This is a genomic window from Pseudomonas sp. NPDC088444 (assembly GCF_044900175.1).
Lineage (GTDB): Bacteria > Pseudomonadota > Gammaproteobacteria > Pseudomonadales > Pseudomonadaceae > Aquipseudomonas.
Genome location: NZ_JBJDNK010000008.1, coordinates 329,528 through 354,702, shown reverse-complemented (window position 1 = coordinate 354,702; position 25,175 = coordinate 329,528). Strand labels below are relative to the sequence as shown.

Here is a 25,175-nt window from a genome sequence, read left to right as displayed (position 1 = left end):
CTCCTAGTTCTCAGGCTCGACGGGGAAGCCTTCGGCGGTCATTTTCTTCAGCACGTCCTGCCAGCGCGACAGACGTTTGGTATCGCTCACACGCTTGTTGCCCTGTGCACCCGGCAAGAACAGCCCTTCGGCGTTGAAGGAATACACAGGCAACAGGTCCGAACGTTCGCTGGCAGGCTTGATTTCATTGATGAGGCTGTCGAGTACCAGCGGCATCGCGCCGGGGCTGGAATAGTAGGTCAGCACCATGTGCGCGCGGTTCAGGCGCAAGGCTTTAACGTAAGTGATTTGTAGCTTTTCGCTGGACACACCCAGATGACGCAGGCTGAAATACTTGGCGATGGCGTAGTCTTCACAATCGCCTGCGCCCTTCCACAGCGCCTCGATGGGCGTGGCCCAATAATCGACCTCATGCCACAGGTCGATGTCTTCTTCATAGCGCATCTGCTTGTTGAAGAACTGGTTCACCACTCTCAGCTTGTCCATCTCGCTGATCTGCTTTTCGGTCGACAGCAGATTTTGCCAGGCGTCGATCCGCTGCTTACCGGCCCCCAAAGGCCCATACAACGCCTCGGCACGGCGACTGATCAGCGAAAAGTCCCAGTCAGCGCTCAGATAGCTCGCACACGCCGTGCACGTCAGTGCAAGCGCCAAAAGCAACCAAAAACCTGGACGCTTATGAGCTGAACGTACTGCCAATTCGTTTAGTCCATTGAGCAACGAAGACTGGGGGAGATGGTGAGGGGTTGGGCGGGGAAAGGCAATGGCGAGATGAAATCATCGTTCTTGACGGAGGGGCGTTATCAAGAGGCACAGTTCATATGGCATAAGCACCGATGGAAACGGTGATTTATCGCCTGCCCTTCACTCTTGGATCAAGCAACGCGCAAGTCAGAAGCGACATGAATAATCCCACGCACGCGGGCAAATCATAAACCAGGCCCACGATTAGGACCGGTACGCCAATCATCACAACAGGATTGCGCAAGAAACTCCGAATTCTCATACCTGCGTCCTCACTCAAAGCCAGAGTAGCTTAACACCTGCACGACGCCCGACCGATACCCATCGCGGCTAAAGGACTAACACGCTCAATGCTGACGAGAATCTAGCTGACAGGATAAGATGCGGCTTATTCTGAGTGTGTCTCTCAGATTTTCAGAACCAAGGGGTCAAACCGCTGGTGGCAAATCAGGTCAACGACCAACGCTCAGGGCCTCCATACTCCAGCAGTGATGATGTGCAAAAAAGCGTTGCGATTCTCATGTGTACGTTCAACGGCGCTCCCTTTCTCAGAGAGCAGCTTGATTCGTTCGAAGCCCAGACTTTTTCGAACTGGACTCTTTACGTCTCAGATGACGGCTCGACCGACTCTACAAAACCGATCTTGGCTGAATACAAGGATCGATGGGGCGCGGAAAAAATCTTCATCTTCGAGGGCCCACAACAAGGGTTTGCGCAGAATTTCCTGTCGTTGATCCGCCGTCCGGGTCTCACGGCAGACTTCTTTGCGTTTAGCGATCAGGACGACATCTGGTTCAGGGACAAGCTCTCCAGAGGCATCGCGTCATTAGTTGACCTCAAGCCCGACATCCCTGGCATGTTTTGTACACGAACGCGCCTGGTGGACGAAAACAGGCAAGTGATCGGCTACTCCCCGGCATTCCAAAAGCCTCCATCATTTCAAAACGCACTGGTGCAAAGCATTGCAGGCGCCAACACTATGCTGATCAACAAGGCAGCCCGGCAGATTCTTGCCCAAGTCCCAGTAGATGCGCACATCGTCGCCCACGACTGGCTCGCGTACCTGCTGATCGGCGGATGTGGTGGTGAAATGAAATACGACCCGCTGCCAAGCCTAGACTACCGCCAACACGGCAAAAATCTCATCGGCTCGAATTCGACGTGGCGAGACAAATTCAAGCGTTTGGCTGATCTATTCTCCGGACAACGAAAGGCATGGACCGATGCCAACCTTCAGGTACTTGAATGCGTCGACGCGCCTCTGACGGCGAGTACCAAAGCAATCATCACCCACTTCAAGCGAGGGCGCACCTTGGGACTGCCCGCTCGGCTGTGGGAAATCAAAAAGTCAGGCGTGTATCGACAAACACGGTCAGGAAGCGTGAGCCTGTACGTAGCCGCCGTACTGGGGAAGGTGTAACGATTTGTCGGAAAATTCCGAATTCAATCCAGAAACCGACATTCCCCTTGCGGGAGACATAGGAAAACCTTAACGTCGCCAACGCTTCGAAATGTCGGAGCCTGCTCACAGAACAAGCGCGCGAAGATGCGGTCTGAGGGCCATGCACGAAACACGCACAGGATAAGATAAGTCGTTTGACACGCCGTGATCATCTCATCAGACGCCCCTTGCGAGGCGTTGCATGCAACCCTGCAATGACGATTTTGTCGTTCTTCATCGCGGGCACTGGACATTCAGACACGTTCAGGCGATGCCGCGGCCTTTGAACCCATTAGTATCGATAGCCATGAAAGGCTGCCCTGAACTGTGGCGCACGTAACAAGGAAACGTTTAAAGATCAGTGCCGTCGCGCACGCGCAAACCGAGCCCGGCGCTGATCTCATTCTTTATTTTTACCAGCAGAGCCGAGACATCGGCCCTGGTCGTACATCGGAGACGCTGTAACAATGAGAGCCACCCCACTCGCCATTCCGGATGTAGTCCTTTTCGAACCGAAAGTATTCGGCGATGAGCGCGGTTTTTTCTATGAGAGCTTCAATCAGAAGGTCTTTGAGGAAGCGGTGGGCAGGCCCGTCAACTTCGTTCAGGACAACCATTCACGCTCGGTCCAGGGCGTGTTACGTGGCCTTCACTACCAAATCAAACAGGCTCAAGGCAAGCTTGTGCGTGTCACGCACGGTGAAGTCTTCGACGTAGCCGTCGACCTGCGCAAGAGCTCTCCAACATTCGGCCAATGGGTCGGCGTGCACCTTAGCGCAACCAACCGGTCGCAATTGTGGATCCCTGAAGGCTTCGCCCACGGATTTGTAGTGCTTTCGGAAAGTGCAGAGTTTCTCTATAAAACGACCGACTACTGGGCTCCGGAGCACGAACGCAGCCTCGCCTGGAATGATCCAACTGCGGCAATCGAGTGGCCAACCGGTGACCAACCGACCTTGTCTGCCAAAGATGCGATTGCCGTAAATCTGCACGAAGCTGAGGTATTTCCCTAGTGAACCCTCACCTCAGCCCTTCTTCCGGGCCTGTTAGTCTTGCAGTCAGCCTCTGGAAGAACCGGTCACTCATCTCCCAAATGACCAAGCGCGAAGTCATTGGACGTTATCGCGGTTCAGTTATGGGCCTGGCTTGGTCGTTCTTCAACCCGATATTGATGCTGGCCGTTTACACCTTCGTTTTTTCCGAGATCTTCAAATCTCGCTGGGTGGGCGTTGACACAGGCAAAGGCGGTTTCGCCATTCTGCTTTTCGTCGGCATGATCGTGCACGGCCTTTTCGCTGAATGCGCCAACCGGGCGCCATTGCTGGTCATGAGCAACAGTAACTACGTAAAGAAAGTGGTGTTTCCGCTGGAGATTCTACCGGTCATTACGCTCGGCTCCGCGCTGTTTCATAGCTGCATCAGCTTGCTGGTGCTGGTGATCGCACAGGTTCTAGTCATGGGCACGCTTTATTGGAGCGCTCTCCTGTTCCCGTTAATTCTGATCCCCTTGATACTCGCCACTCTGGGCGTGAGCTGGTTTTTGGCCTCGCTGGGCGTATATCTGAGGGATGTAGGCCATGTGATCACCGTTCTGACGACGGTTCTGCTGTTCCTCTCGCCCGTGCTATACCCGGTTGCGGCTCTGCCTAATGCCTACCAACCCTGGCTGAAGCTCAACCCCCTGACATACATCATCGAAGAAAGCCGCAGCGTATTGCTCTTCGGCCGCCTGCCGGACTGGAGCAATCTGGCCATCGCGATCGCAGTGGGGGCACTCATCGCTGTGGTCGGGTTCTGGTTCTTCCAAAAGACTCGCAAGGGATTCGCTGATGTCATCTGACCAATCGGTAATCAGCGTTCGGAACGTCTCCAAATGCTTTTACAGTTACGACAAACCTCACGACCGACTGAAACAGGCAATCGTCCCCAGGTTTCAACGCTGGGCCGGTGACGAGGTCACGACTTACGGCAAAGAGTTCTGGGCATTGCGTGACATCAGTTTCGATGTTCAGAAGGGTGAGACCGTGGGCATTGTGGGTCGCAACGGTTCAGGCAAGTCGACCTTGCTGCAGATTATCTGCGGCACCCTGACGCCGACGCTGGGCGAAATTGAAACCCGAGGTCGTATTGCAGCGTTGCTTGAGCTGGGTTCGGGATTCAACCCCGAGTTCACTGGACGCGAAAATGTATACCTGAACGGTGCGGTGCTGGGGTTAACCCGCGAAGAAATTAACGAACGGTTTGACGCAATCGCCGGCTTTGCCGATATCGGCGAGTTTCTAGATCACCCCGTCAAGACTTACTCCAGCGGTATGGCCGTTCGACTCGCCTTTGCCGTTCAGGCCCAGGTTGATCCTGAAATTCTGGTCGTGGACGAAGCGCTTTCTGTAGGCGATGCGCGATTTCAAGCCAAATGCTTTGAGCGCTTGAGACAGTTGAAGGAAAACGGCACCAGCATCCTGCTCGTCACTCATTCCAGTGAACAAGTGGTTACCCACTGTAACCGCGCTATCCTGCTGGAAAAGAGCCACGTAGAGATGATTGGCGAGTCACGACCTGTTGTTAATAGGTATACAGACATCCTGTTTGGTCGTGAGAAGCAGGAAGAAGTAGCGCCGAATGTAGAAGACAGCGAACCCGATCTGCGAGCCAACGAAATCCCTGCTGAAGAAATTGAGTTGCTGTTTGATCGAGATGCCTATAGCACCCGTCCCGGCTACAACCAACATGAATATCGCTGGGGGGATGGTGCTGCGAAACTCACTGACTTTCACCTGAGCGCAGCAGGCAGGGCTTATCCCAGCAGCGTCGAGCCTGGCGAAGACATTACGCTTACACTGGCATTTACCTTCAATCGCCACATTGTTAACCCGATACTGGGTTTCACGATAAAGACCAAGGAAGGCGTCACGGTGTACGGCACCAACTCGTACCTGCTTGATTGCGAAGACGCCCGAGAGATGGGCCAGAGCGGTGCCAGAACGAAAGCACGCTTACACTTCAAGAACAGACTAGCAACCGGGGATTACTTCATTTCTATCGGCTTGGCCTCTCGCGAGGGCGAAGAAATCATCCCGCATGATCGCCGATATGACTCCATTCATTTTGTCGTCGAGCCAACGCCAAAGCTCTTAGGCCTGATCGATCTAGCTCTCACCATGGAAATCACTCGGTAAGCCACGATGCATACTTTAGAACAATATGGTTATACCAAAGACAGCAACACCGGCGTATGGGTACGCCCCGATTTCCAAGGCATCGCATACAGCGACGGTGACACCGCCGAAACTGAGCTCGCCACGATTATTAAAGAGGCTCAAGACGTCTCTGTATTGTCAGATGAGTTACCCCAGTACTGCACGGATTGGGCGAAGCTCTACCACCTGAGCGCTACTCGCGGAAACATCCTGCGCCCGTTTGAACATTTGCTTAAAGGACGAGTGCTCGAAATCGGCGCGGGTTGCGGCGCCATCAGCCGATACCTCGGCGAATGCGGCGCCGAGCTTCTTTGCCTGGAAGGAAGCCCGCGCAGAGCCGCCATGGCCGCCAGCAGAACCCGCGGGCTTGATAATGTGACGGTTCTGGCGGAGAGATTCGACGACTTCAGGATCGAGGAGCAATTCGATGCGGTGACGCTGATCGGAGTGCTTGAATATGCCAGCATGTTCAGCAGCGCTGAAGACCCAGCGCTTGCCATGCTCGTGCGCATCCGTCAGTTGCTCAAGCCAGGCGGACACCTTTTTATCGCCATCGAGAACCAGTTGGGCCTGAAGTACTTTGCCGGCGCGCCTGAGGACCACTTGGGTGTATCAATGTACGGTATTGAGGGTCGGTACGAACATGGCCAACCCAAAACTTTCGGAAAAAAACAGCTAGAACAGCTCATCGCATCTGCTGGCTTCGCCGCTTCGGAATTCCTCGCCCCTAGCCCGGACTACAAGCTTCCTAACTCGATCATTACCGAGGCCGGTTTCGAGTGCGCTGAGTTTGATGCCGCAGCACTTGCATGGCAAAATGTCAAAAAAGATCCACAGCTTCCAGAGGCAACCACTTTCAACCTCGAAAAAGCATGGCCGGTCGTCGTTAATAACCGACTGGGAATGGATTTAGCGAACTCATTCCTCGTCGTGGCAGCCTGCGCAGAGCAGGAGTCCCTGACCCGGAATATCCTTGCGTATCACTACAGTACAGGCCGAAAGACCCGCTACTGTAAACAATCCCTTTTTGTCAAAACACCCGAAGGAATCCGTGTCGAGTACAGAAAGCTTGGCACCCTTGCCGAGGAACAGGCTGAGGATGAAGGGACAGACTCGTTCAAATACGTTTTGCCTCGAATCGACGCTTATGTGAGTGGAAAGGTACTTAGCCTTGAGTTCCTGGATATCGCTGCCCGGCGCAATTGGAGCATCGAAAGCTTCGCCCCGTTTCTGACGAAATATCTGTCAAATCTAAAGACGCTCCTCGCTGAGGAGGGAGTAACACTTGAACTGGACTCCGTAAAATCCGTTCTCCCTGGCAGATACATCGATGCTGTACCCCAAAATATTGTGCTGGCACCAGATGGATCGCCTCAACTAATTGACGTCGAATGGGAAATGACCGAGGGCGTCGAGCTCGGCCATCTGCTGATGCGTGCCTTGTTACTCCTGATGGCTGCCGCCAACCCCTTTTACCCAAGCACAGCTTCTTTCAGTCGGCAGGAATTTGTCACAGGGTTACTCGCAAGCGCGGGCTTAGACATCGCCCCGGAAGACTGTGATCGCTACATCGCCACCGAGGCCGCATTTCAAGAGAAGGTCACCGGTGCTAAAGCCGACAACTTTCTCAACTGGGCACCTGAAGCACCCATCCAACAACTCGGCGCCTCAAGGCCTGTGCCAAAATTCGCAACACTTTATATCAGCGATGAGAACGGCAGTTACTCAGAGCAGTCAGCACTGCATCACAAGGTCGAAAACGGGAAACAGCGGGTAAAATTTACACTGCCCGCAGGCCTCACAGCGTCTACCTTGCTGCGTTTTGACCCAATCAATCATCGCCAGAGCTTTTCGATTGATGCCATCACGGTATACTCTTGCGCCTCCCCAATCTGGGAATGGCAAGGTGACATCACGCAACCACTCGTTGCGGCATTCGCTGTCCAAATCTCCCAGTTGGGTGCCGAAACGCTTTATCTGGCGCTGAGTGATGACCCAAGCGTAACGATTCCCGTCATCGGAGAAGCGTTGCAAAGCACGGAACTGCTTGAGCTAGAAGTAAGCTTTACTCTATTCACGGAAGAGCAACTGGCTCACGAGATCAACGTGCTGAATCAATCTGGACTTGTCGGTCCACACGCAGAACTGCAAAACAAACTTGACGTCATCGTTAACTCAAACAAAGAAATCGCGGATGCGCTGGAGCTTGTCAAAGCCTCAGTGAACGGCAGCGGCAGCCTCACAGATCTGAACAAGATGCTGCTTGAGAAAGAACGCCTGGTTCGCGATCTCTCTGATCAACTGCATCTGGCGACTCAGGAGCATGAGGCACAGCTTCAAGTGCTCGCTGACCAGAAAAAGCTCGAACTCGACGCGAAAGACGCTCAGGTGCAAGAGCTGATCGGTTCAAAAGCCTTGGATAATGCCAACTCAGAAGAAGAGCGGCTTCAAATCATCGAGTCGCTGAGTAGCCAAATCACGCTGAAAGATGAAGCGTTGCAAGCGACACTCAGCAAGTGGCAAGAGTCGCTCTCAGAAAAAGACGTTCATATCCGCAATTTGGAAGAAATGTTGCGGATCCAGCAAGTTGACAAAGACACCCACATTCATAATCTCAACTTGCATATCATCGCGATGCAATCATCTTCCAGTTGGAAGGCGACAGCACCCGTCCGCCGGGCTATCCGACTTGCCCGCACGTTTAAAAGGGCCACCTGCCTCCTACCTTCGGTCATTCGTCGCGGCGGTGGGTTGAAGAACACCATTCGCAAAGCCATTGCCGTGTGGCGTATGCAAGGCACTAGCGGCCTGATTTCACGCGTTCGCTGGGTAGCGGGAGCGAGCAACTTTGCCTTCGTTGGTCAGGAAACCCGTGAGGTTCTGGATCGACACGACTATTCGACATGGGTGAGGTACTACGACACCGTTGATGATAATGGCCGATGGAAAATCAGCGAAGAAGTCAGAAAGTGGAAATCAAAGCCACTGATCTCGATCATCATGCCCGTGTACAACCCTCCGCTGAATCTGTTGCGTGAGGCGGTAGACAGCATTAAATCTCAGCTCTACAAGGAATGGGAGCTCTGCATCGCCGATGACGCGTCGTCGGATCCTGAAGTCATTTCGTATCTGAAATCCTTGGCAAAGCAGGATCGTCGCTTCAAAGTTACATTCCGTAAGGAGAATGGACACATTTCCAATGCGAGCAACTCCGCGCTGGACCTGGCGACCGGCAGCTTTGTCGCATTGATGGATAACGACGATCTGCTCCCAGAGAGCGCTCTATATTGGGTCGTTCGGGCAATTCATGAGAACCCCGATGTAGGGCTCATTTATTCCGACGAAGACAAGATCGATACCGCCGGAAAACGCAGCGCGCCATATTTCAAATCGGACTGGAACGAGTTCCTGTTCCGCTCCCAGAACATGGTCTGCCACCTCGGTGTGTACAAGCTTGATCTGGTCAAACAGGTAGGCGGCTTCCGCGTTGGCTTCGAGGGTGCTCAGGATTACGATCTCGCGTTGCGTTGTGCGGAAAAGCTGGAGCGCAAGCAGATCGTGCACATTCCACGAGTGCTCTACCACTGGCGGATACATTCTGGCAGCACCGCAATGGGCGGCGACGAAAAGCCTTATGCAGCACTTGCGGGCGTGAAAGCCTTGGACGAGCACCTGCAGCGTAAGGGGAATATTGGTACAACCGAGCTTCTGCCAATGGGCATGTACCGCGTGCACTATGCGCGCCCTGCTGTTGAGCCTTTGGTTTCGCTGATCATTCCAACGCGCAACGCGTACGCGCTGGTCAAACAATGCATCGACAGTATTGAGCAGCTCAGCACCTACAAGAATTACGAAATCATTCTGATCGACAACGGATCGGACGACCCGACCGCACTGGAGTACTTCGCCCAACTGGACCAGCAGGACAACATTCGCGTAATGCGTGATGATGGCCCTTTCAACTACTCGGCTCTCAATAACAAGGCCGTGCAACTGGCGCGAGGTGAATTGATCGGCCTGATCAATAACGACATCGAAGTCATCACACCTGAGTGGCTGGACGAGATGGTTGCCATCGCACTGCAGCCTAAAGTTGGCGCCGTCGGTGCTCGCCTCTGGTACCCAGATGATCGTCTGCAGCACGGCGGTGTGGTAGTTGGCATAGGCGGTGTAGCCGGTCACTCCCATAAATACCTGCCGAAAGGTGATTTCGGGTATTTCTGCCGCGCTGGGCTTATTCAGGAATTTTCAGCAGTGACCGCTGCCTGTTTGATCATCAAAAAATCCATCTTTGAACAGATCAGCGGCCTGGACGAGGAAAACCTGAAGATCGCGTTTAACGACGTAGATTTCTGCCTGCGTGTTCAGGAAGCTGGGTACATCAACGTTTGGACGCCTTTTGCCGAGCTGTACCACCACGAGTCCGCCACGCGCGGTCTGGAAGATACTCCCGAGAAGAAAGAACGCTTCTCCAAGGAAGTTCTGTATGTTCAGGCGCGGTGGCCGAAGATTCAGGAAGACTACACCTACAATCCAAACTTGACGCTAGACCATGAAGACTTCGGTTTGGCTTGGCCACCACGGGTGAAAATCTAAGAGTGGCGAGTTTCGAATACGGATAGGAAACCGACAGTGCTTCAACACCAAAATATCGAGGCTCAAACCGGCCTGACAAACTTTCGCTGCCAGCTACTGCTGGCAGCGTTTTACATGGTTCTCGTCGCAGCCTGGTCATCTGGAATCGCCTTCAACAGCGCACCCGACGAGTCAACGCACTTCTTTCTGCTGGAATTTTTGGAAAAGTTCCACTCGCTGCCTGCATCCTCAGAACCCCATGAAACGCTGACGGGTTTGATCTCAGGTCGTACATGGCAAAAAGGAGAGTTCTGGTACCACGGACTCCCCTTCCCTCACATTCTGGGAGCCGTGGTGACGGCCAAAGTGGGCAGTTGGCTCTTGCCAGCCGACCTTTTGTATTTGGGGGCCCGAAGCTTCAACTGGCTGCTGGGGGCGGTGTTCATTTGTGCGCTGTTCCGCACAGCTCGCGCGGTTGGCACTCCGCTGCAAATCGCAGCATTGATTGCAGTCAACGTTGCCCTCATTCCTCAGGTGACGTTTGTCTTTTCATACCTCAACAGCGACGGTTACGGACTGGCGAGCATCGCACTGCTACTAAGCACCATGACGAACTACATTAACTCGCCAACAAGAAAGCGAGCGATGTATCTCGGCCTGGCCATTGGCTTGATGCTGCTCGCCAAGTTGTACTTTTTGCCGGCACTGGTTTTTGCCTCAATAATGTTGACAGTCAACAGGCTGTTCAAGGACCGGCGTGTGCTGTCACACCTGCCAACCACGCTTATTGCTGCTGCGATCGTCGCACTGCCGATGCTGGCCGTCGTTTACCTGAAATATGGTGAAGTCTCTGGCGTTTCTGGACAGATCGACTTTGTCGCAATGCACAAACTCAATCCTGCCGCGGGCTACGGCACCTGCTATTTCCTGTGCAGTGATCACCTCATCAACACAAAAAACCTGCTTCCTTGGCTTAGTCTTACGTTGGCAAGCTATTTCTCCGTCACTGGCTGGATGAATATTTTTATCGCAGCGCCCTACTACCTGATTGCAGCCTTGTTGTTGTTGGCCCTGATGGGAGCAGCGTTCTATCAGATCCGCCCGTTGAATAAGGCCGAGCCCTGGAAGGAAATCACAATTCATTACATTCTGCCGATCGTTATGATTGCAGGGCTGTACCCAGCAATCACACTGCTGAGTCTGATTGCATCTCAAAACTCGCTTCCGCAGCCTCAAGGAAGGTACTTGTTTGTGACTATCCCATTCCTGGGACTTTTGATTTCACTGACGGCTAGGCGAGTTATCGCGCGGAGGGCCCAATGAGTACAAACGCCACAGGGCAACTCGTCGCTCACAAGGGAATTACCGCACCTCTAGTGTTGGCGTGTCTATTTTTGTTCGCTGCCAACTTCTCTACCTGGAAGGCCAACACGACGTCAACGATCAACATCCGTACTTCGGCCATCGGAGCGGCTGCTGTTGAAGCACTTTCTCAAGCCGCAGAGCAACCCACCTTAGGCAAGTTGAATTTAAACCCAGACGAGCTTGCCAACCGAATAGCCCTGCCGGGTACGAGCGTGCCATATCTCACATTGCCGGTAGCCACCGGCGTCGCAACGCTGGGCAATATTGACGAAGTGAGCATCACTGCGACTGGCTTCACCTTGCGAGGATGGATATACCTCAACGGTGGCATAGAGAGCCCGGAATATGTAATAGCTGTTGAAAACGGCAAGGCCGTCGGTGCCATGAAAGTGAGCATAAACAGACCGGATGTCGCGAAAGCATTAAACGATAAAAGCGCGCTGCGTACTGGTTACGACGGTCAGGTCAATGCCCCGCTGAACTTGAAAAGCTGTAATATCTCGCTCTTTACTCTGACCTCGTCGCTGACGCTTTACCCAATGCCAAGCGTGTGCGCCAAAGCTGAAGCCACTACTCATTGATATTTGGAATTCCCATGGAAAACATCGTTCTTTTCTCCGCGACCAGGGCAAATGCGGGCATCGACTTTCTCAGCCCCCTCAAAAACGTTCTGGACAGCCATTGGTACATCCTCGGTAACGAGGTCAAGCTGTTCGAAGAAGAATTCGCCAACTACGTGGGCGTCAACCATTGTGTCAGCGTAGCCAACGGTTCTGAAGCCTTGGAGCTTGCGCTTCGTGGTCTGGGTGTGGAGCAAGGCAGCCGCGTGGTTGCCATCGCAAATGCCGGCTTCTACAGCAGTACCGCCATCCATGCCATTGGCGCAGAGCCGGTATATGTCGATGTCGATGCCGCGACACTGACCATGTGCCCGAAAGCGCTGGCAGACGTACTCGACAGCAAGCCTGCGGCAATCATCGTTACTCACCTGTACGGCCAGCTGGCCAACATCGAAGAGATTGTACGCATCGCTTCGGCAGCTGGCGTTCCAGTGCTGGAAGACTGCGCTCAGTCTCACGGTGCTCGCCGCAATGGCAAACAGGCGGGCAGCTTCGGCACCATCGCCTGCTTCAGCTTCTACCCGACCAAAAATCTGGGGGCACTGGGCGATGGTGGCGCGGTGGTCACCCACGACGACCAACTCGCCGCTCGCATTCGTCAACTTCGCCAATACGGCTGGTCTCAGAAGTACCAGGTTGCAATCCCTGGTGGCCGCAATAGCCGTCTGGATGAAATGCAGGCTGCCATCCTGCGCGTAAAACTGCCGCTGCTCGACGGCTGGAACGCTCAGCGCCGCTCGATCGCACAACGCTACAACGCCGCATTCGCCACGTTGGACATGCAACTGCCAGTTTCGACTGACGAAGACTATGTTGCTCACCTGTACGTCGTACGGGTCAAGAACCGCACTGCGTTCGCAGCATCGCTCAAGGAGAAGCTGGTCAGCACTGATGTTCACTACCCAATCGCTGACCACAAACAACCGGCTTATCACGCGGCACCAGCCAGTACGCTGGCCGTCACCGAGCAAGCATGCGACACCGTCATCTCTCTGCCCTGCTTCCCCGGCCTGACCGACGAAGAAGTGGATCGCGTCATTGAGGCTGTGAAAGCCTACTTCTCCAAGGAGCAATGATTTTGCTGACGCTGGTCATCCCCGTTTATCGCAATGAGAGCAACCTGCCCGATCTACTGGTGGCGGTGTCTGCTCTCAACGTAGAGCTGAACAGCGAGCTGGAAGTCGTGTTCGTGATAGATGGCAGTCCGGATCGCTGCTACGAGATCTTGCGGGACGCGTTGCCTTCGCAACCATTCCGCTCCAAGCTCGTTCTGCTTTCGCGCAACTTCGGCTCGTTTATGGCAATTCGCACGGGTCTGCAGAACGGCAGCGGTGATCGATTCGCGGTGATGGCCGCCGACCTTCAGGAACCGCCTGAACTGGTTCTGGAAATGAACCGCGTTCTGCTGCGTAACGACATCGACGTCGTGGTCGGCGTGCGCGAAGGGCGTCAGGATCCATGGGCGACTCGCACGGCGTCTAAAATTTTCTGGGGCCTGTATCGTCGCTACGTCATTCCTGAAATCCCGCCAGGCGGCGTCGACATGTTCGCCTGCAATAAGGCGTTTAGGGATACCCTGCTGACGCTGGATGAGCGCCACAGTTCATTGATCGCGCAGATCTTCTGGCTGGGTTACCGCCGCGAAGTCGTTACCTACTCTCGCCAAGAGCGGGTTCATGGCAAATCAGCTTGGACGCTGCGCAAGAAAGTTAACTATCTGATGGACAGTGTCTTCTCATTCACTGATTTGCCCATCAGACTGCTCACCCGTGTCGGCGCGTTCGGCTCGACTCTGGCTGCGCTGTTTGGCGTCTTTACACTTGCCGCCAAACTGCACGGTATGATCGAGGTCCCCGGTTACGCGATGATCATGCTCGCGATTACCTTTCTGGGTTGCCTGAACCTGCTGGGGCTGGGCATTGTGGGCTCCTACGCGTGGCGCACTTACGAGAATACAAAGAACCGGCCGTTGGCAATTCCAATGCGGGTTGAAGATTTTGGAGACAAGAATGAGCGGCAATAGGAATTTCTTCGTTCACAGCCACGCGCTGTGCGAATCAGAAAAGATCGGGCAGGACTCCCGAGTGTGGGCATTCGCTCACATTTTGCCGGGCGCGACTCTAGGTCGTGAATGCAACGTGTGCGACAACGTGTTCATCGAGAATGATGTCATCATCGGCGACCGTGTGACTCTGAAATGTGGCGTTCAGGTGTGGGATGGGATCACAATCGAAGACGATGTGTTCATCGGTCCCAACGCCACCTTCACCAATGATATTTTTCCGCGCAGCAAGGTTTATCCGCAGACTTTCGCGCGCACGATCATTCGTAAAGGTGCGTCACTGGGCGCCAACTGCACCATCCTTCCAGGCCTGACCATCGGCACCAATGCCATGATCGGCGCAGGCGCGGTGGTCACTCGCTCCATTCCACCCAACGCTATCGTCGTCGGTAACCCGGCGAAGATCATTGGTTATGTAGATGCAAAACCGGCGTCCGCGAACGTAGAAGCCGAACAAAAAGCTGACGAAACCGGCGTTCTGGAAACGTCGGTCAAGGGTGTGACGCTGCACACCATGAAAGAAGTTGCGGACATTCGCGGCAGCCTTTCAGCCGGTGAGTTCGACCGCTCTATCCCATTCAAGACTGAACGCTACTTCCTCGTCTACGACGTACCAACAGCCGAGACCCGCGGCGAACACGCTCACCGTGAATGCCATCAATTCCTGGTCGCCGTCAAAGGCTCTGTGCATGTAGTCGCCGACGATGGCGTCAACCGTGAAGAGTTTGTGCTGGACAGGCCGAACAAGGGGATTCACCTACCGCCTATGACGTGGGGTATCCAGTACCGGTATTCCCAAGATGCAGTGCTGATGGTGTTCGCTTCTCACTACTATGACGCCGCAGACTACGTTCGTAATTATGATGAATTCAAGTCGCTCGTACGTTAATGAGTATGACGATTAGCCAGGCACTCTGGATACTGCGAAACAATCGGTTTTCAAGATTCCTGATGTCGGGCGGTATTAACACCGCCCTGACATACGGGATGTATCTAATTTTGCTGAACTGGTTGGACTACAAGACCAGCTACTCTCTGTCCTACCTGACCGGGATAGTTCTAGCATATCTGCTGAACCGATACTTTGTATTCGGCACCCATCAAGGAATCAGGTCCTTTATGGGTATGCCGATCATATATCTAACTCAGTATCTGTCCAGCATGGGCATCATTTGGGTATGGGTAGAAATTTTCCGACTGGACGAGCGAATTGCACCGCTGATTTCGACGATAATGACAATCCCTATCACATTTGCTTTATCAAAAATCTTCTTTGCTCAAGCGAGAGCTGCCGCTAACACCACATCGGAACGTGACTAAACATGAGTTTCGCCCTCCTATCCAGAGTCGTGCAAAAATAACATGAACAAAGACAGTCGGCTCATCGCGCTAGCCACCTTCGCGACACTAATCATATTCTATCTTATCTGCGGAACCATTCCCGTTAACAATGGCGCGGGGTGGGATGGGGCTGGGTATCTTAGCGTCATACAGGACATTGGAAACGGCACTTTTCTGCAAAATGACCCCTATCATGTGACTCGTCTACCCGGCTTCATACCGGCTATCAGTGCTGCATTGCTGGGGTTCAGAGGTCTTGATTTAATTCACATCCAGACCGCCGTAAATATCTTTTTGATGGCACTTTCTGCGGGACTATTCTCAGAGTCGCTGAAATCCCTTGGCAGATCCGTAGTTGTGACTCGACTCTCCACGGCAACACTCGTCTTTAGCTGGCCTTTTGTCGTTATGCCAGTTTATTACCCCATCCTGAGCGACAACACCGCGCTATTTATGTCCTGTCTAGCTATCTGGTCCTGGGCAACAGGACGTCAGAAGATGCTGTATTTCACGACATTCGCTTCACTGTGGGTCATGCCGGGGCTATTTGTTATCCCGTTCATCCTCTCAGTGTACCCTCCACGAGGCGCCCAACCCACGCTAGCCCAACAACCCCGAGATAAGCTTCTGTTGCTGGGTAGTTGTGTCGCGACCTTACTCATAATGGGCATCCTGACGAAACTTTTTACGTCCTTAGCGTCCACGCTGCCTGATGAGTTCATCGTTCAACACTCCCGAATCCTCAATGGCATGACAGCGCTGATTGAGCTGAAATCCCTATCCATTGCTGCAGCATTCGCCGGTGCGTTGATATTCTCATGGGCATTGAGCCGACGTATTTTCGATCCAGCCAGTTGGAATCTGATTAGCGTTCCTAAACTAGTCGTTGCGACAATCTTACTCATTGCCAACTTGGCGATCATGTATTTCGGAGTTAACTGGGCCACTGGCTTCAAAGGCCCACCCTTACTGCATTTCATGTATGCCCAGACATTGGCACTTCCCTTTAAGCCAATTGTGTCGCATTTTATCGGGTTGAATCCGGCCGTACTGATTGCGGTAGCCGGCTTGCTGTTCAAAGGTATGTCTGAACGCACTGATAAAGGTCCGGAAATCGCGTTACTGTGCTTCGTACCCGCACTATTTTTTGGATCTGAAAGCAGACAATGGGTAGGCATACTACCGATCGCGATTCTCCTGCTAAGCCTCCAGACCTGGTCCATCCCACGACGAATCTGGTGCTTCGCGGCAGCAGTGATGGCAGTCCTCCCGGCGCTCTTGCTCAAAAGCGAGACATTAGTTGCTTCCTCACAATCCATGGGATTACAAAGCGTGGAGTGGCAGTATTACTTCAGTCGCCAAGGCCCTTGGATGTCGGTGGCAAGCTATGAGATCACCGTCATCGCTCTCGCAATTTTTATAATTGGATTCTATTTTGCGAATTCTATCGGCCTCGCCATCATCAGGATCGTAAACAAGATAAAAAAACAGGTGAGTTCGGAGCCCAATCGCGATCTCATCTAATATCTAATTTTCCAAGAGGGCGCGCTTGAGCATACGCGCCCCTTCCCCTCCTTCCATAACAGAATCATAGCGTGACGCCTGGCATTCCCCTGGCCCACCACTGGAAATCTTGCGAGACCGGAAATTATTCGCCCACCTCGTCAGGCGGAACGGCTTCGTCCATGACCGTACTCAGTCATCGGCATACAAAAAAAGGATGACGGCTTTCCCGCGAACTACTAAGATATTCCACTGAAGAAAAGCATGCATCTCGGTGCAGTAATACATATATCTCAATGATGAGCGTAGACAACGGGGAGTCTCCTTGAAAAAAATAGCGATACTCCAATCCAACTACATACCATGGAAGGGTTATTTCGACCTCATCGCCGCCGTCGACGAGTTTATATTGTATGACGACATGCAGTACACGAAACGAGATTGGCGCAACCGCAATCAGATAAAGACACCTCAGCAGCTACAGTGGCTAACTGTCCCTGTAAAAGTTAAAGGGAAATACCTACAAAAAATACAAGACACTGAAATAAATGGTAATGAGTGGGCCGAAGAGCACTGGAAAGCGCTTAACCAAAACTATACCCGGTCGCCCTATTTTGAAGAGATTTCGCGCTGGCTAAAGCCTTTATACCTAGAAATGACTCACACCCACCTGTCTAGTCTGAATTACTGTCTGATCCGCGCAATATGCGACTATCTCAATATAAACACAAAAATATCACTATCCTCGGACTACGACCTCGTTAACGGTAAATCCGAAAGGCTCGCCGAGCTCTGTTTACAGGCGTGCGGCACGGAATATATATCAGGACCATCAGCAAAGACTTACATCGACAATAACGTATTTTTAGACCGGGGTTTGACACTGACTTGGTTTAACTACGCAGGATATCCAGAGCACCCTCAACTCTGGGGGGCGTTTACGCATCACGTCACCATCTTAGACCTACTTTTCAACTGCGGAAAAGAGGCTCCGCAATTTATGAGATACGTTAAAAAATGAAACTGTCTATCGTAGCAACTCTTTATCAGTCTGCACGGTATATCGACGAGTTTCATGCCAGGGCGACGATGGCAGCACAGACGCTCATGGGGAATGACTATGAAATCATCTTGGTGAATGACGGTTCTCCAGATGATAGTTTGAATATCGCCGTCGCTCTCACGCAGAAAGATCCACATGTCAGCGTCATCGATCTGTCTCGTAACTTCGGGCATCACAAAGCAATGATGACCGGGCTGGATCACGCCAGCGGTGACCATATTTTTCTTCTGGACAGTGATCTAGAAGAAGAGCCCGAGCTTCTGGCACCATTTTTTGAGCATCTGGTACAAGCTAAGTGTGATGTAGTCTATGGCATGCAGGAGCAGCGCAAGGGTGGCTGGTTTGAACGTTGGTCCGGACACTGGTTTTATACCTTTTTCAAGGCCCTCACCGGCTTGGCCCTTCCCAAAAATGTAGTCACAGCACGCCTTATGACCAAGCGATATGTCAGCGCGCTATTAAGGCACCGCGAACGAGAAGTCTTCATGGCAGGACTCTGGCATATCACCGGCTTCGACCAACTGCCCCACTTGGTGAAAAAACATAGCACCAGTGAAACGACCTATACATTGCGTCGCAAGCTTTCTCTTCTCGTTAACTCAGTCACAAGCTTCAGCAACGCACCGCTGATCGCGATTTTTTATATCGGTCTTTCGATATCTACTCTGGCAACGCTCTACATCATCTACTTACTCGTCAACTGGCTATTCTTGGAGCACCCACTCAGCGGGTGGACATCGGTCATGGGCTCCATTTGGCTTCTAGGAGGAATGATCATCTCATTCATTGGCGTGGTGGGCATCTACCTTTCCAAGATTTTCTCCGAAACCAAACAACGTCCTTACACCATCGTGAGGCAAACTTATGGAAAACAATAACGATATTCTTGGCAGCGTGTCGGATTACTATTCTGGCAAACTAGCATTGCACGGAAGTACACCACAGGGCGTGGATTGGAATGGCGAACTCAGTCAAACTCAACGCTTTGTAGAGCTCTGCAAAATCATCTCTCAGCCCGAACACTTCTCAGTTGCTGATATCGGCTGTGGCTATGGAGCGCTATTCGACTACATCGAATCTTACTATCGTGATTTTTCGTACGTGGGTGTCGATATATCTGAGAGCATGATTAAGGCTGCTGACGCTCGGTTGCAACCTCATCAAAACCAACGCCTAGTTGTCGGTCACAAATCAGATACTGTAACTGACTATTCCATTGCAAGTGGAATATTTAATGTTCGGCTAGACAAGCCCGATGCAGTATGGCTGGACTATATCATTCAAACTCTCGATGCCGTCAACCTGTCCAGCAAAAGTGGCTTTTCATTCAACTGCCTTACCTCTTACTCCGACCAAGACAGAAAACGAGACTACCTATACTACGCTGACCCCTGCCAGCTGTTTGACATCTGTAAAAAAAGATACTCTCGGCAAGTAGCACTGCTTCATGACTACGGCCTTTACGAGTTCACCGTACTGGTAAGGAAATAATAATGAGGAATCTCGTCATCTTCGGAACTGGAGATATTGCACAACTAGCGCTGTACTACTTTAACGCGGATTCTGACTACCGTGTCGTGGCGTTTAGTGTAGATGCGGAATACATCACGAGCAATGAATTCTGCGATCTCCCTGTCGTACCATTCGAAACGCTCCACTTGGCGTACTCTCCAGACACTCACGATTGTTTCATAGCACTGAGTTATTCAAAGCTTAACGAAACTCGAAAGCAGAAATATCTGACAGCTAAATCAATGGGCTACAGACTCGCCAGCTTCATCAGTTCGGCAGCGACCGTCCTGAATGGCGGCGTAATCGGCGAAAACTGTTTCATACTGGAAGACAACACAATTCAGCCTTTTGTCACTATAGGCAATAACATCACACTCTGGAGTGGCAATCACATTGGTCATCACTCTACCCTCCACGATCACACATTCATTGCATCACATGTTGTGATCTCAGGCGGTGTTGAAATTTTTGAACAATGCTTTATTGGCGTGAACGCAACCTTGCGAGATCACATAAAGATCGGCGAACGATGCGTGATTGGCGCGGGGGCATTGATATTGTCGGATGCCGAACCGGATGGCGTTTATATTGGCAATGCAACCGAACGCTCCCGAGTCCCCAGCACCAAGCTGAGAAAAATATGAATTCGAAGATGAGGTGGAAAAAACTTGGCCTTATTTTTAGCCCTACCAGTGATCATGTCTGGATGAAAGGTTATGCGGCAGTTCCGATTGCCGAGCACCTCCATGACAACATATTTAAAATTTATTTTAGCAGTCGCGACGTGTTTAACCGAAGCCATACCGCTTATATCATAATTGACCTATTAGAACCTAATATCATCCTGGAAACATCGCCATCCCCGGTGCTGGAACCAGGCGTATTAGGTGAATTTGATGACAGCGGCGCAATGGCTACTTGGCTAGTGCATCAACGTGAAAAAAGGTACTTATACTATATCGGTTGGAATCTTGGCGTTACTGTCCCGTTCCGAAATTCAATCGGTCTTTCGATTTCGCAAGAAGGCGAAGCTTTTAAGCGATACGCTTCTGGCCCCATCCTCGACCGCTCTATGAATGAGCCTCATTTCTGCGCAAGTTGCTGCGTTATTGTAGATAATAACGTCTGGAAGATGTGGTATCTGTCATGTACAGAATGGCATATCAAGGACGGAAAGCCAGAGCATAGCTACCACATAAAGTATGCAGAATCTGACGACGGTATTCACTGGCATCGAGATGGCACTGTAGCCATCGATTTTTCTCACGTCGGCGAATACGCCATCTCCAGACCCGCAGTCATTAAAGACCCCGACCGCTGGCGGATGTGGTATTCGATGCGTGGAGATTCTTATCGCATTGGCTATGCAGAATCGGCAGACGGCGTAACATGGCAAAGGAAAGATGAATTGGTGGGAATAGGCGTATCGGAATCAGGTTGGGACTCCGAAATGATCGAGTATCCATACGTTTTCGATCACGCAGGCAGTCGCTACATGCTGTACAACGGAAATGCTTATGGGCAGACAGGCATGGGCCTTGCTGTCCTGGAGTACGACCATGACTAAGCTCTCAGATTATACCTACATCGCTGCTACAATTTTTTTTACTGTTTACGGCCAACTTATTCTTAAATGGCGGATCGCTCGAATGGGCGCACTTCCTACAGAAATGTTTGCAAAGCTCAAGTTTCTAATTTTTTTGCTTTTCGATCCCGCCATATTTTCAGGCTTCGCGGCCGCGTTCTTGGCCTCACTTGCCTGGATGGCAGCCATGACAAAATTCGACCTCAGCCATGCTTACCCATTCATGAGTCTTAATTTTGTTATCGTATTGTTGTTAGGGGGATGGTTCCTGCATGAACCCGTATCGATGCAGAAAGTAGTGGGCGTGTTACTGATTGTCACTGGGACAATAGTCGCAGCTCGCGGTTGAGCGCGCACATCGGCAAGCAGGCGCTCTGCACGTAATTGATACATACAGAATTTTGGCGGGGCCAGCATCCCCCATAGATTTAGAAGGCTCACAGCTATGACTGATCGCATTCCCTTCAACTGGCCTCACATGACAGGAAAAGAGCTGTATTACATCGCAGAGGCTCATTTCAATGGCCGTCTAGCGGGGGATGGGCCGTTCACAAAGCGTTGTCATTCATGGCTGGAAGAGCGTGCCGGTTGCAGCAAGGCAATGCTCACACACTCTTGCACCGCAGCCCTTGAGATGGCGGCACTGCTGCTGGATATCGAACCCGGTGATGAAATAATCATGCCGTCTTATACGTTCGTCTCTACGGCGAACGCCTTCGTTCTTCGCGGAGGCGTTCCTGTTTTCGTCGACGTTCGTACAGACACTCTTAATCTCGATGAGCGATTGATTGAATCAGCTATCACTAGCCGCACCCGTGCGATCGTACCAGTTCATTACGCTGGGGTTGCCTGCGAGATGGATACGATAATGTCGATTGCGCAGCGGCATAATGTCAAAGTTGTGGAAGATGCGGCGCAAGGAGTCATGTCTACATACAAAGGCCGGGCGTTGGGCAGTATTGGTGATTTAGGAGCTTACAGCTTTCATGAGACCAAGAACGTCATTTCCGGAGAAGGCGGTGCCCTACTCGTAAACCTTCCGGAACTGGCCCAGCGTGCAGAAATCATTCGGGAAAAAGGGACAGATCGCAGTCGCTTCTTCCGTGGGCAAGTGGACAAGTACACTTGGCAGGAGGTCGGCTCTTCATTTCTGCCAGGCGAATTGATCGCAGCATTTCTCTGGGCACAACTGGAGGAAGCCGAGAAAATCATTGCTGATCGTCTACATAGCTGGCAGCGGTACCATGAAATGCTAGAACCACTTGAATCGAAAGGCCTCCTGCGTAGGCCTATCGTACCCGCCGACTGTCAGCACAATGGCCACATGTACTACGTACTCTTAGCGGACGGGGTGGATCGACAGCTCATCATTGACGAGTTCCGAAAAAAAGAGATTTCTTCAGTATTTCACTACGTCCCCCTACACTCCTCGCCTGCCGGGCAGCGCTATGGCAGGACTTGCGGCGACCTGGAGGTAACCAATCGAGCCGCAGAGCGTTTGGTGAGGCTTCCACTGTGGGTTGGACTGACAGAGGCACAGCAGCACAAAGTGACGGAGTCTTTCTACTTTTAACTAAGTCAGCGGCGCATTGGGTGAGCCCAATGCGCCGAGGCTTCATTGATCTACCTGGCTTTTTCTCTTGTATATTTTATATGCCGGACTTGGTGAATTCGGCAGCAATATAAAATTTTCTGTTATGTATTTATTAATATAGGGGTGCGAATTCTGAAAGCGTAACTCCTGCCGACCGTCCAAAGGGACATCCATAATAACAGCGAAGCCTGGTTGCGCCTCTTCTATCCTTTCAATCTCTTTCCTTTCAAAAGATTCGCTGCGGGGAAATAACGCGTAAACTTCCCACATGGGTGACTTTCTCTCATTTATCGCATACCCACCTGGCCAGTAGGGTGCGACAAGGTAACTTCGACCATCAGCGGCATATTCACTCGTCAACTTTCGCAATAGATCGATAGCACCAGCGGTGTCTTGATCAATTTTCAACTCACTGCCTGAAACGGTGACATCCACGCATGCTACCCGTGCGTAGCATTGCCAAACCGGATGCAGTTCGATTGAGGCAAGTACACTCATTAGAAGCAGTATCAGGCCACTTGCCCACCTCAGAGTCACTGGGAGCGAACCTGCCAGCGCCAACAGACCGATCAGCATCGGAAATATTCCTTGGGCCAAATGCCCTATATCAGCTCTGGAGTACGCATAATGTGCATACGGCAGCGACAAGAAAGCACATGCTACTAGGACTGGGGACACCGCACGCCCTCTGCACCTCTGATAGAGAGTAAAGGCGAGCAGTGCAGAGCCGGAGACGAGTAAAGCGATAAAGAATATACCCACCACAAACCATTCGGTCCCCTGGATCAGCGTTGTCCCCGAAAAATTTACGGTCCACGGCCACGGAATAGGAAGGGGAAGATTCGTCGCTTGCTGATCAAATAAGAATAGAATGCTTTCCCAGAATGCACGAAAGAAACCAGGGATAAAACATACCATCACGAGCAGCGGTGAATAGCCAGCTACAACGCCAAGCCCCCAATACAACACGCCTCTAATCGGTTGCGCATCCTCCGCATGCTTCCAAACCAACCAAATAAGCACACCTAGACTTCCTGCCAACCCGTACATACCGTGATTGCGGCCGAATATGGCAATCAAGCCTAACCCTAAGCCAGCGATAAAATATCTTTTGGCGGTTTGATACTGTACTAGGTACGCCAACAGGCCAACTAAAAAAATGGACAATGAAATATCAAATAACTTATGTCTTGGTACCATCCAGCACATCAATACAGCAGCAGCAAGAAGACTGAACAAAACATTTTTTTTTGCAGAGCGATCCGCACTTGCTATCAACAAAACGCCTATAAACAGCCCAGCTGCTTGAAAGATAGCAACCGTTATTCGCACTCCAACGATTCCGGAGCTCCCGAACAGGCTCATTAGTGTAGCCGACCAATAATATCGTCCAGGGTCGTAGGCCATAAAGTCCCGAATCGGGACCTCACCGTGCAACACACGCTGCACGCCATACCAGAGAAACCCTTCGTCCCATAGACTGAACCCGACACGCCCCTCTAAAAGGAAACAGAAGAAAACGACTGAGACGGCTATTAAAAGGCTTCTAATAGGCACACTCTTTGTTAACAACCGGTCTAGTTTCATTAGTAACAGCCTTGTTCCATGTCCCAAGCTTTCACAGCCGTCAACTACCGGCCATGCCAAAAACTGCCAAACCAGCTGATGCAACCCACTGCCATCAGCATTAATTGATCCCTCCTGCGTCTTCTATAACGCATCGAATGGATCGCAATACCGGCAAAAAAAGCACGCTTCCGGCTGTCAGTTATTGGGTTGTTCGATCTGCCGGTCAGAATGGAGAGCAATTGAGCCTGATCAAACCACCAGCCGTCTACAAGGCGTCGGAATCGTGAAAACCCAGATTTCAGCCCCGCATTCACCCCCACCTGATTACGCGCATGCTGCCGATAATCCATCCCTGGCACCGGATCTATAAACCACTTGAACCCATGACTTCGCGCAAATGCGTAGCAGAACCAATCATGTAGGGCGACCTCTTGCACCTTGTCCCACTGATCGATGATCAGCTGTTTGAATCCAGCCGCGAGCACTGGTTGTAACACGTAGGTACACCCCGGCCCCGCCGCTTCAAAAAGATGATCCCACTGCACTTGCGGCTGGGCCTTATCGACAAGCATTCGGCGGCCATTGGGCCAGAACGCAATCACATTGCTTGAGTAGCCATCAATGTCATCCGTTCTCAAGCGCTCGACAGCACGCGCCAGTTTATCGGGATACCAGATGTCGTCTTGATCGGAGAAGGAAATAAAGTCGTAGCCGTCTAGGTCGACGTCACGAATAAGGCGAAAGAAATTGCGTGCGGCGCCTTTGAACGGGCCTGCGGCGGGCAAAAGAAATACATTCTTATGGTGTAGAGCAAACTCGGCACACCAACCCTCAGTGCCGTCACTCGATGGGTCAACACTGATGTAGACATCCACGTTAACGCCAGTTTGCGCGAGGATTGAGGCCAGTTGTTCCTCAATCCAGGCCATGCCGTTATAGGCAGCCAACAACACGGCAACCTTGGGAAAGTCGGAAGACATGTTGTCGGCGGTCCTGATTGGCAA

22 protein-coding genes are annotated in these 25,175 nt (G+C 51.9%); 19 read left to right on the top strand and 3 right to left on the bottom strand.

The features are described 5' to 3' along the window. Positions 1 to 3: 3 nt before the first annotated feature. Positions 4 to 699, bottom strand: a complete 696-nt coding sequence (gene lapG, locus ACI2KB_RS18020; protein ID WP_404636532.1) for a cysteine protease LapG — start codon at positions 697 to 699, stop codon at positions 4 to 6. 484 nt (positions 700 to 1,183) lie between these two features. Between lapG and ACI2KB_RS18015 the strand changes: the two genes are divergently transcribed. From ACI2KB_RS18015 to rffA, 19 genes are all read left to right on the top strand, one after another. After that, the gene (locus ACI2KB_RS18015; protein WP_404636531.1) at positions 1,184 to 2,164 is read left to right on the top strand and encodes a glycosyltransferase family 2 protein; all 981 of its coding nucleotides are present in this window, start codon (positions 1,184 to 1,186) and stop codon (positions 2,162 to 2,164) included. A 488-nt stretch (positions 2,165 to 2,652) separates the two neighbouring features. Further along, positions 2,653 to 3,198: a dTDP-4-dehydrorhamnose 3,5-epimerase gene (gene rfbC, locus ACI2KB_RS18010; protein ID WP_404636530.1), complete on the top strand. Its 546-nt coding sequence runs from the start codon at positions 2,653 to 2,655 to the stop codon at positions 3,196 to 3,198. After that, positions 3,198 to 4,025: an ABC transporter permease gene (locus ACI2KB_RS18005; protein WP_404636529.1), complete on the top strand. Its 828-nt coding sequence runs from the start codon at positions 3,198 to 3,200 to the stop codon at positions 4,023 to 4,025. Before rfbC ends, ACI2KB_RS18005 begins: the two co-directional genes overlap by 1 nt. After that, positions 4,015 to 5,361, top strand: coding sequence for an ABC transporter ATP-binding protein (locus ACI2KB_RS18000; RefSeq protein WP_404636528.1), 1,347 nt, complete (start codon positions 4,015 to 4,017; stop codon positions 5,359 to 5,361). Before ACI2KB_RS18005 ends, ACI2KB_RS18000 begins: the two co-directional genes overlap by 11 nt. 6 nt (positions 5,362 to 5,367) lie before the next feature. Further along, positions 5,368 to 9,978, top strand: a complete 4,611-nt coding sequence (locus tag ACI2KB_RS17995; RefSeq protein WP_404636527.1) for a glycosyltransferase — start codon at positions 5,368 to 5,370, stop codon at positions 9,976 to 9,978. 36 nt (positions 9,979 to 10,014) lie between these two features. Then, positions 10,015 to 11,280: a hypothetical protein gene (locus tag ACI2KB_RS17990; RefSeq protein WP_404636526.1), complete on the top strand. Its 1,266-nt coding sequence runs from the start codon at positions 10,015 to 10,017 to the stop codon at positions 11,278 to 11,280. Continuing rightward, entirely contained in the window at positions 11,277 to 11,903 is a 627-nt protein-coding gene (locus tag ACI2KB_RS17985) for a hypothetical protein (protein WP_404636525.1), read from the top strand. The genes ACI2KB_RS17990 and ACI2KB_RS17985 overlap by 4 nt, the downstream gene beginning before the upstream one ends. A gap of 14 nt (positions 11,904 to 11,917) precedes the next feature. Beyond that, positions 11,918 to 13,018, top strand: a complete 1,101-nt coding sequence (locus ACI2KB_RS17980; RefSeq protein WP_404636524.1) for a DegT/DnrJ/EryC1/StrS family aminotransferase — start codon at positions 11,918 to 11,920, stop codon at positions 13,016 to 13,018. Next, positions 13,015 to 13,965, top strand: a complete 951-nt coding sequence (locus ACI2KB_RS17975) for a glycosyltransferase family 2 protein (RefSeq protein ID WP_404636523.1) — start codon at positions 13,015 to 13,017, stop codon at positions 13,963 to 13,965. The genes ACI2KB_RS17980 and ACI2KB_RS17975 overlap by 4 nt, the downstream gene beginning before the upstream one ends. Next, positions 13,952 to 14,893, top strand: coding sequence for a WxcM-like domain-containing protein (locus ACI2KB_RS17970; protein WP_404636522.1), 942 nt, complete (start codon positions 13,952 to 13,954; stop codon positions 14,891 to 14,893). Before ACI2KB_RS17975 ends, ACI2KB_RS17970 begins: the two co-directional genes overlap by 14 nt. Positions 14,894 to 14,955: 62 nt before the next feature. After that, positions 14,956 to 15,324 (top strand): GtrA family protein, encoded by a 369-nt coding sequence (locus ACI2KB_RS17965; protein WP_404636521.1) that lies wholly within the window; start codon positions 14,956 to 14,958, stop codon positions 15,322 to 15,324. A 42-nt stretch (positions 15,325 to 15,366) separates the two neighbouring features. Beyond that, positions 15,367 to 16,869, top strand: coding sequence for a hypothetical protein (locus ACI2KB_RS17960; RefSeq protein WP_404636520.1), 1,503 nt, complete (start codon positions 15,367 to 15,369; stop codon positions 16,867 to 16,869). A gap of 304 nt (positions 16,870 to 17,173) precedes the next feature. Further along, positions 17,174 to 17,869 (top strand): WbqC family protein, encoded by a 696-nt coding sequence (locus ACI2KB_RS17955; RefSeq protein WP_404636519.1) that lies wholly within the window; start codon positions 17,174 to 17,176, stop codon positions 17,867 to 17,869. Beyond that, positions 17,866 to 18,789, top strand: a complete 924-nt coding sequence (locus ACI2KB_RS17950) for a glycosyltransferase family 2 protein (protein WP_404636518.1) — start codon at positions 17,866 to 17,868, stop codon at positions 18,787 to 18,789. Before ACI2KB_RS17955 ends, ACI2KB_RS17950 begins: the two co-directional genes overlap by 4 nt. Continuing rightward, on the top strand, positions 18,776 to 19,402 hold the full coding sequence (locus tag ACI2KB_RS17945) for a methyltransferase (RefSeq protein ID WP_404636517.1): 627 nt from the start codon (positions 18,776 to 18,778) through the stop codon (positions 19,400 to 19,402). Before ACI2KB_RS17950 ends, ACI2KB_RS17945 begins: the two co-directional genes overlap by 14 nt. Positions 19,403 to 19,404: 2 nt before the next feature. Beyond that, complete coding sequence (locus ACI2KB_RS17940; RefSeq protein ID WP_404636516.1) at positions 19,405 to 20,067, top strand: acetyltransferase; 663 nt, start codon at positions 19,405 to 19,407, stop codon at positions 20,065 to 20,067. Then, a complete protein-coding gene (locus ACI2KB_RS17935; RefSeq protein ID WP_404636515.1) occupies positions 20,064 to 20,990 on the top strand; it encodes a hypothetical protein in 927 nt (308 codons plus the stop codon). Before ACI2KB_RS17940 ends, ACI2KB_RS17935 begins: the two co-directional genes overlap by 4 nt. Then, the gene (locus ACI2KB_RS17930) at positions 20,983 to 21,357 is read left to right on the top strand and encodes an EamA family transporter (protein ID WP_404636514.1); all 375 of its coding nucleotides are present in this window, start codon (positions 20,983 to 20,985) and stop codon (positions 21,355 to 21,357) included. The genes ACI2KB_RS17935 and ACI2KB_RS17930 overlap by 8 nt, the downstream gene beginning before the upstream one ends. A gap of 96 nt (positions 21,358 to 21,453) precedes the next feature. Continuing rightward, the gene (rffA, locus tag ACI2KB_RS17925) at positions 21,454 to 22,581 is read left to right on the top strand and encodes a dTDP-4-amino-4,6-dideoxygalactose transaminase (protein ID WP_404636513.1); all 1,128 of its coding nucleotides are present in this window, start codon (positions 21,454 to 21,456) and stop codon (positions 22,579 to 22,581) included. Positions 22,582 to 22,623: 42 nt separating this feature from the next. Here the strand turns inward: rffA and ACI2KB_RS17920 are convergent, their stop codons facing one another. Together ACI2KB_RS17920 and ACI2KB_RS17915 are read right to left on the bottom strand one after the other, a co-directional pair. After that, a complete protein-coding gene (locus ACI2KB_RS17920; RefSeq protein ID WP_404636512.1) occupies positions 22,624 to 23,934 on the bottom strand; it encodes a hypothetical protein in 1,311 nt (436 codons plus the stop codon). Between the two features lie 299 nt (positions 23,935 to 24,233). Then, a complete protein-coding gene (locus ACI2KB_RS17915) occupies positions 24,234 to 25,151 on the bottom strand; it encodes a glycosyltransferase (RefSeq protein ID WP_404636511.1) in 918 nt (305 codons plus the stop codon). Positions 25,152 to 25,175 lie beyond the last annotated feature (24 nt).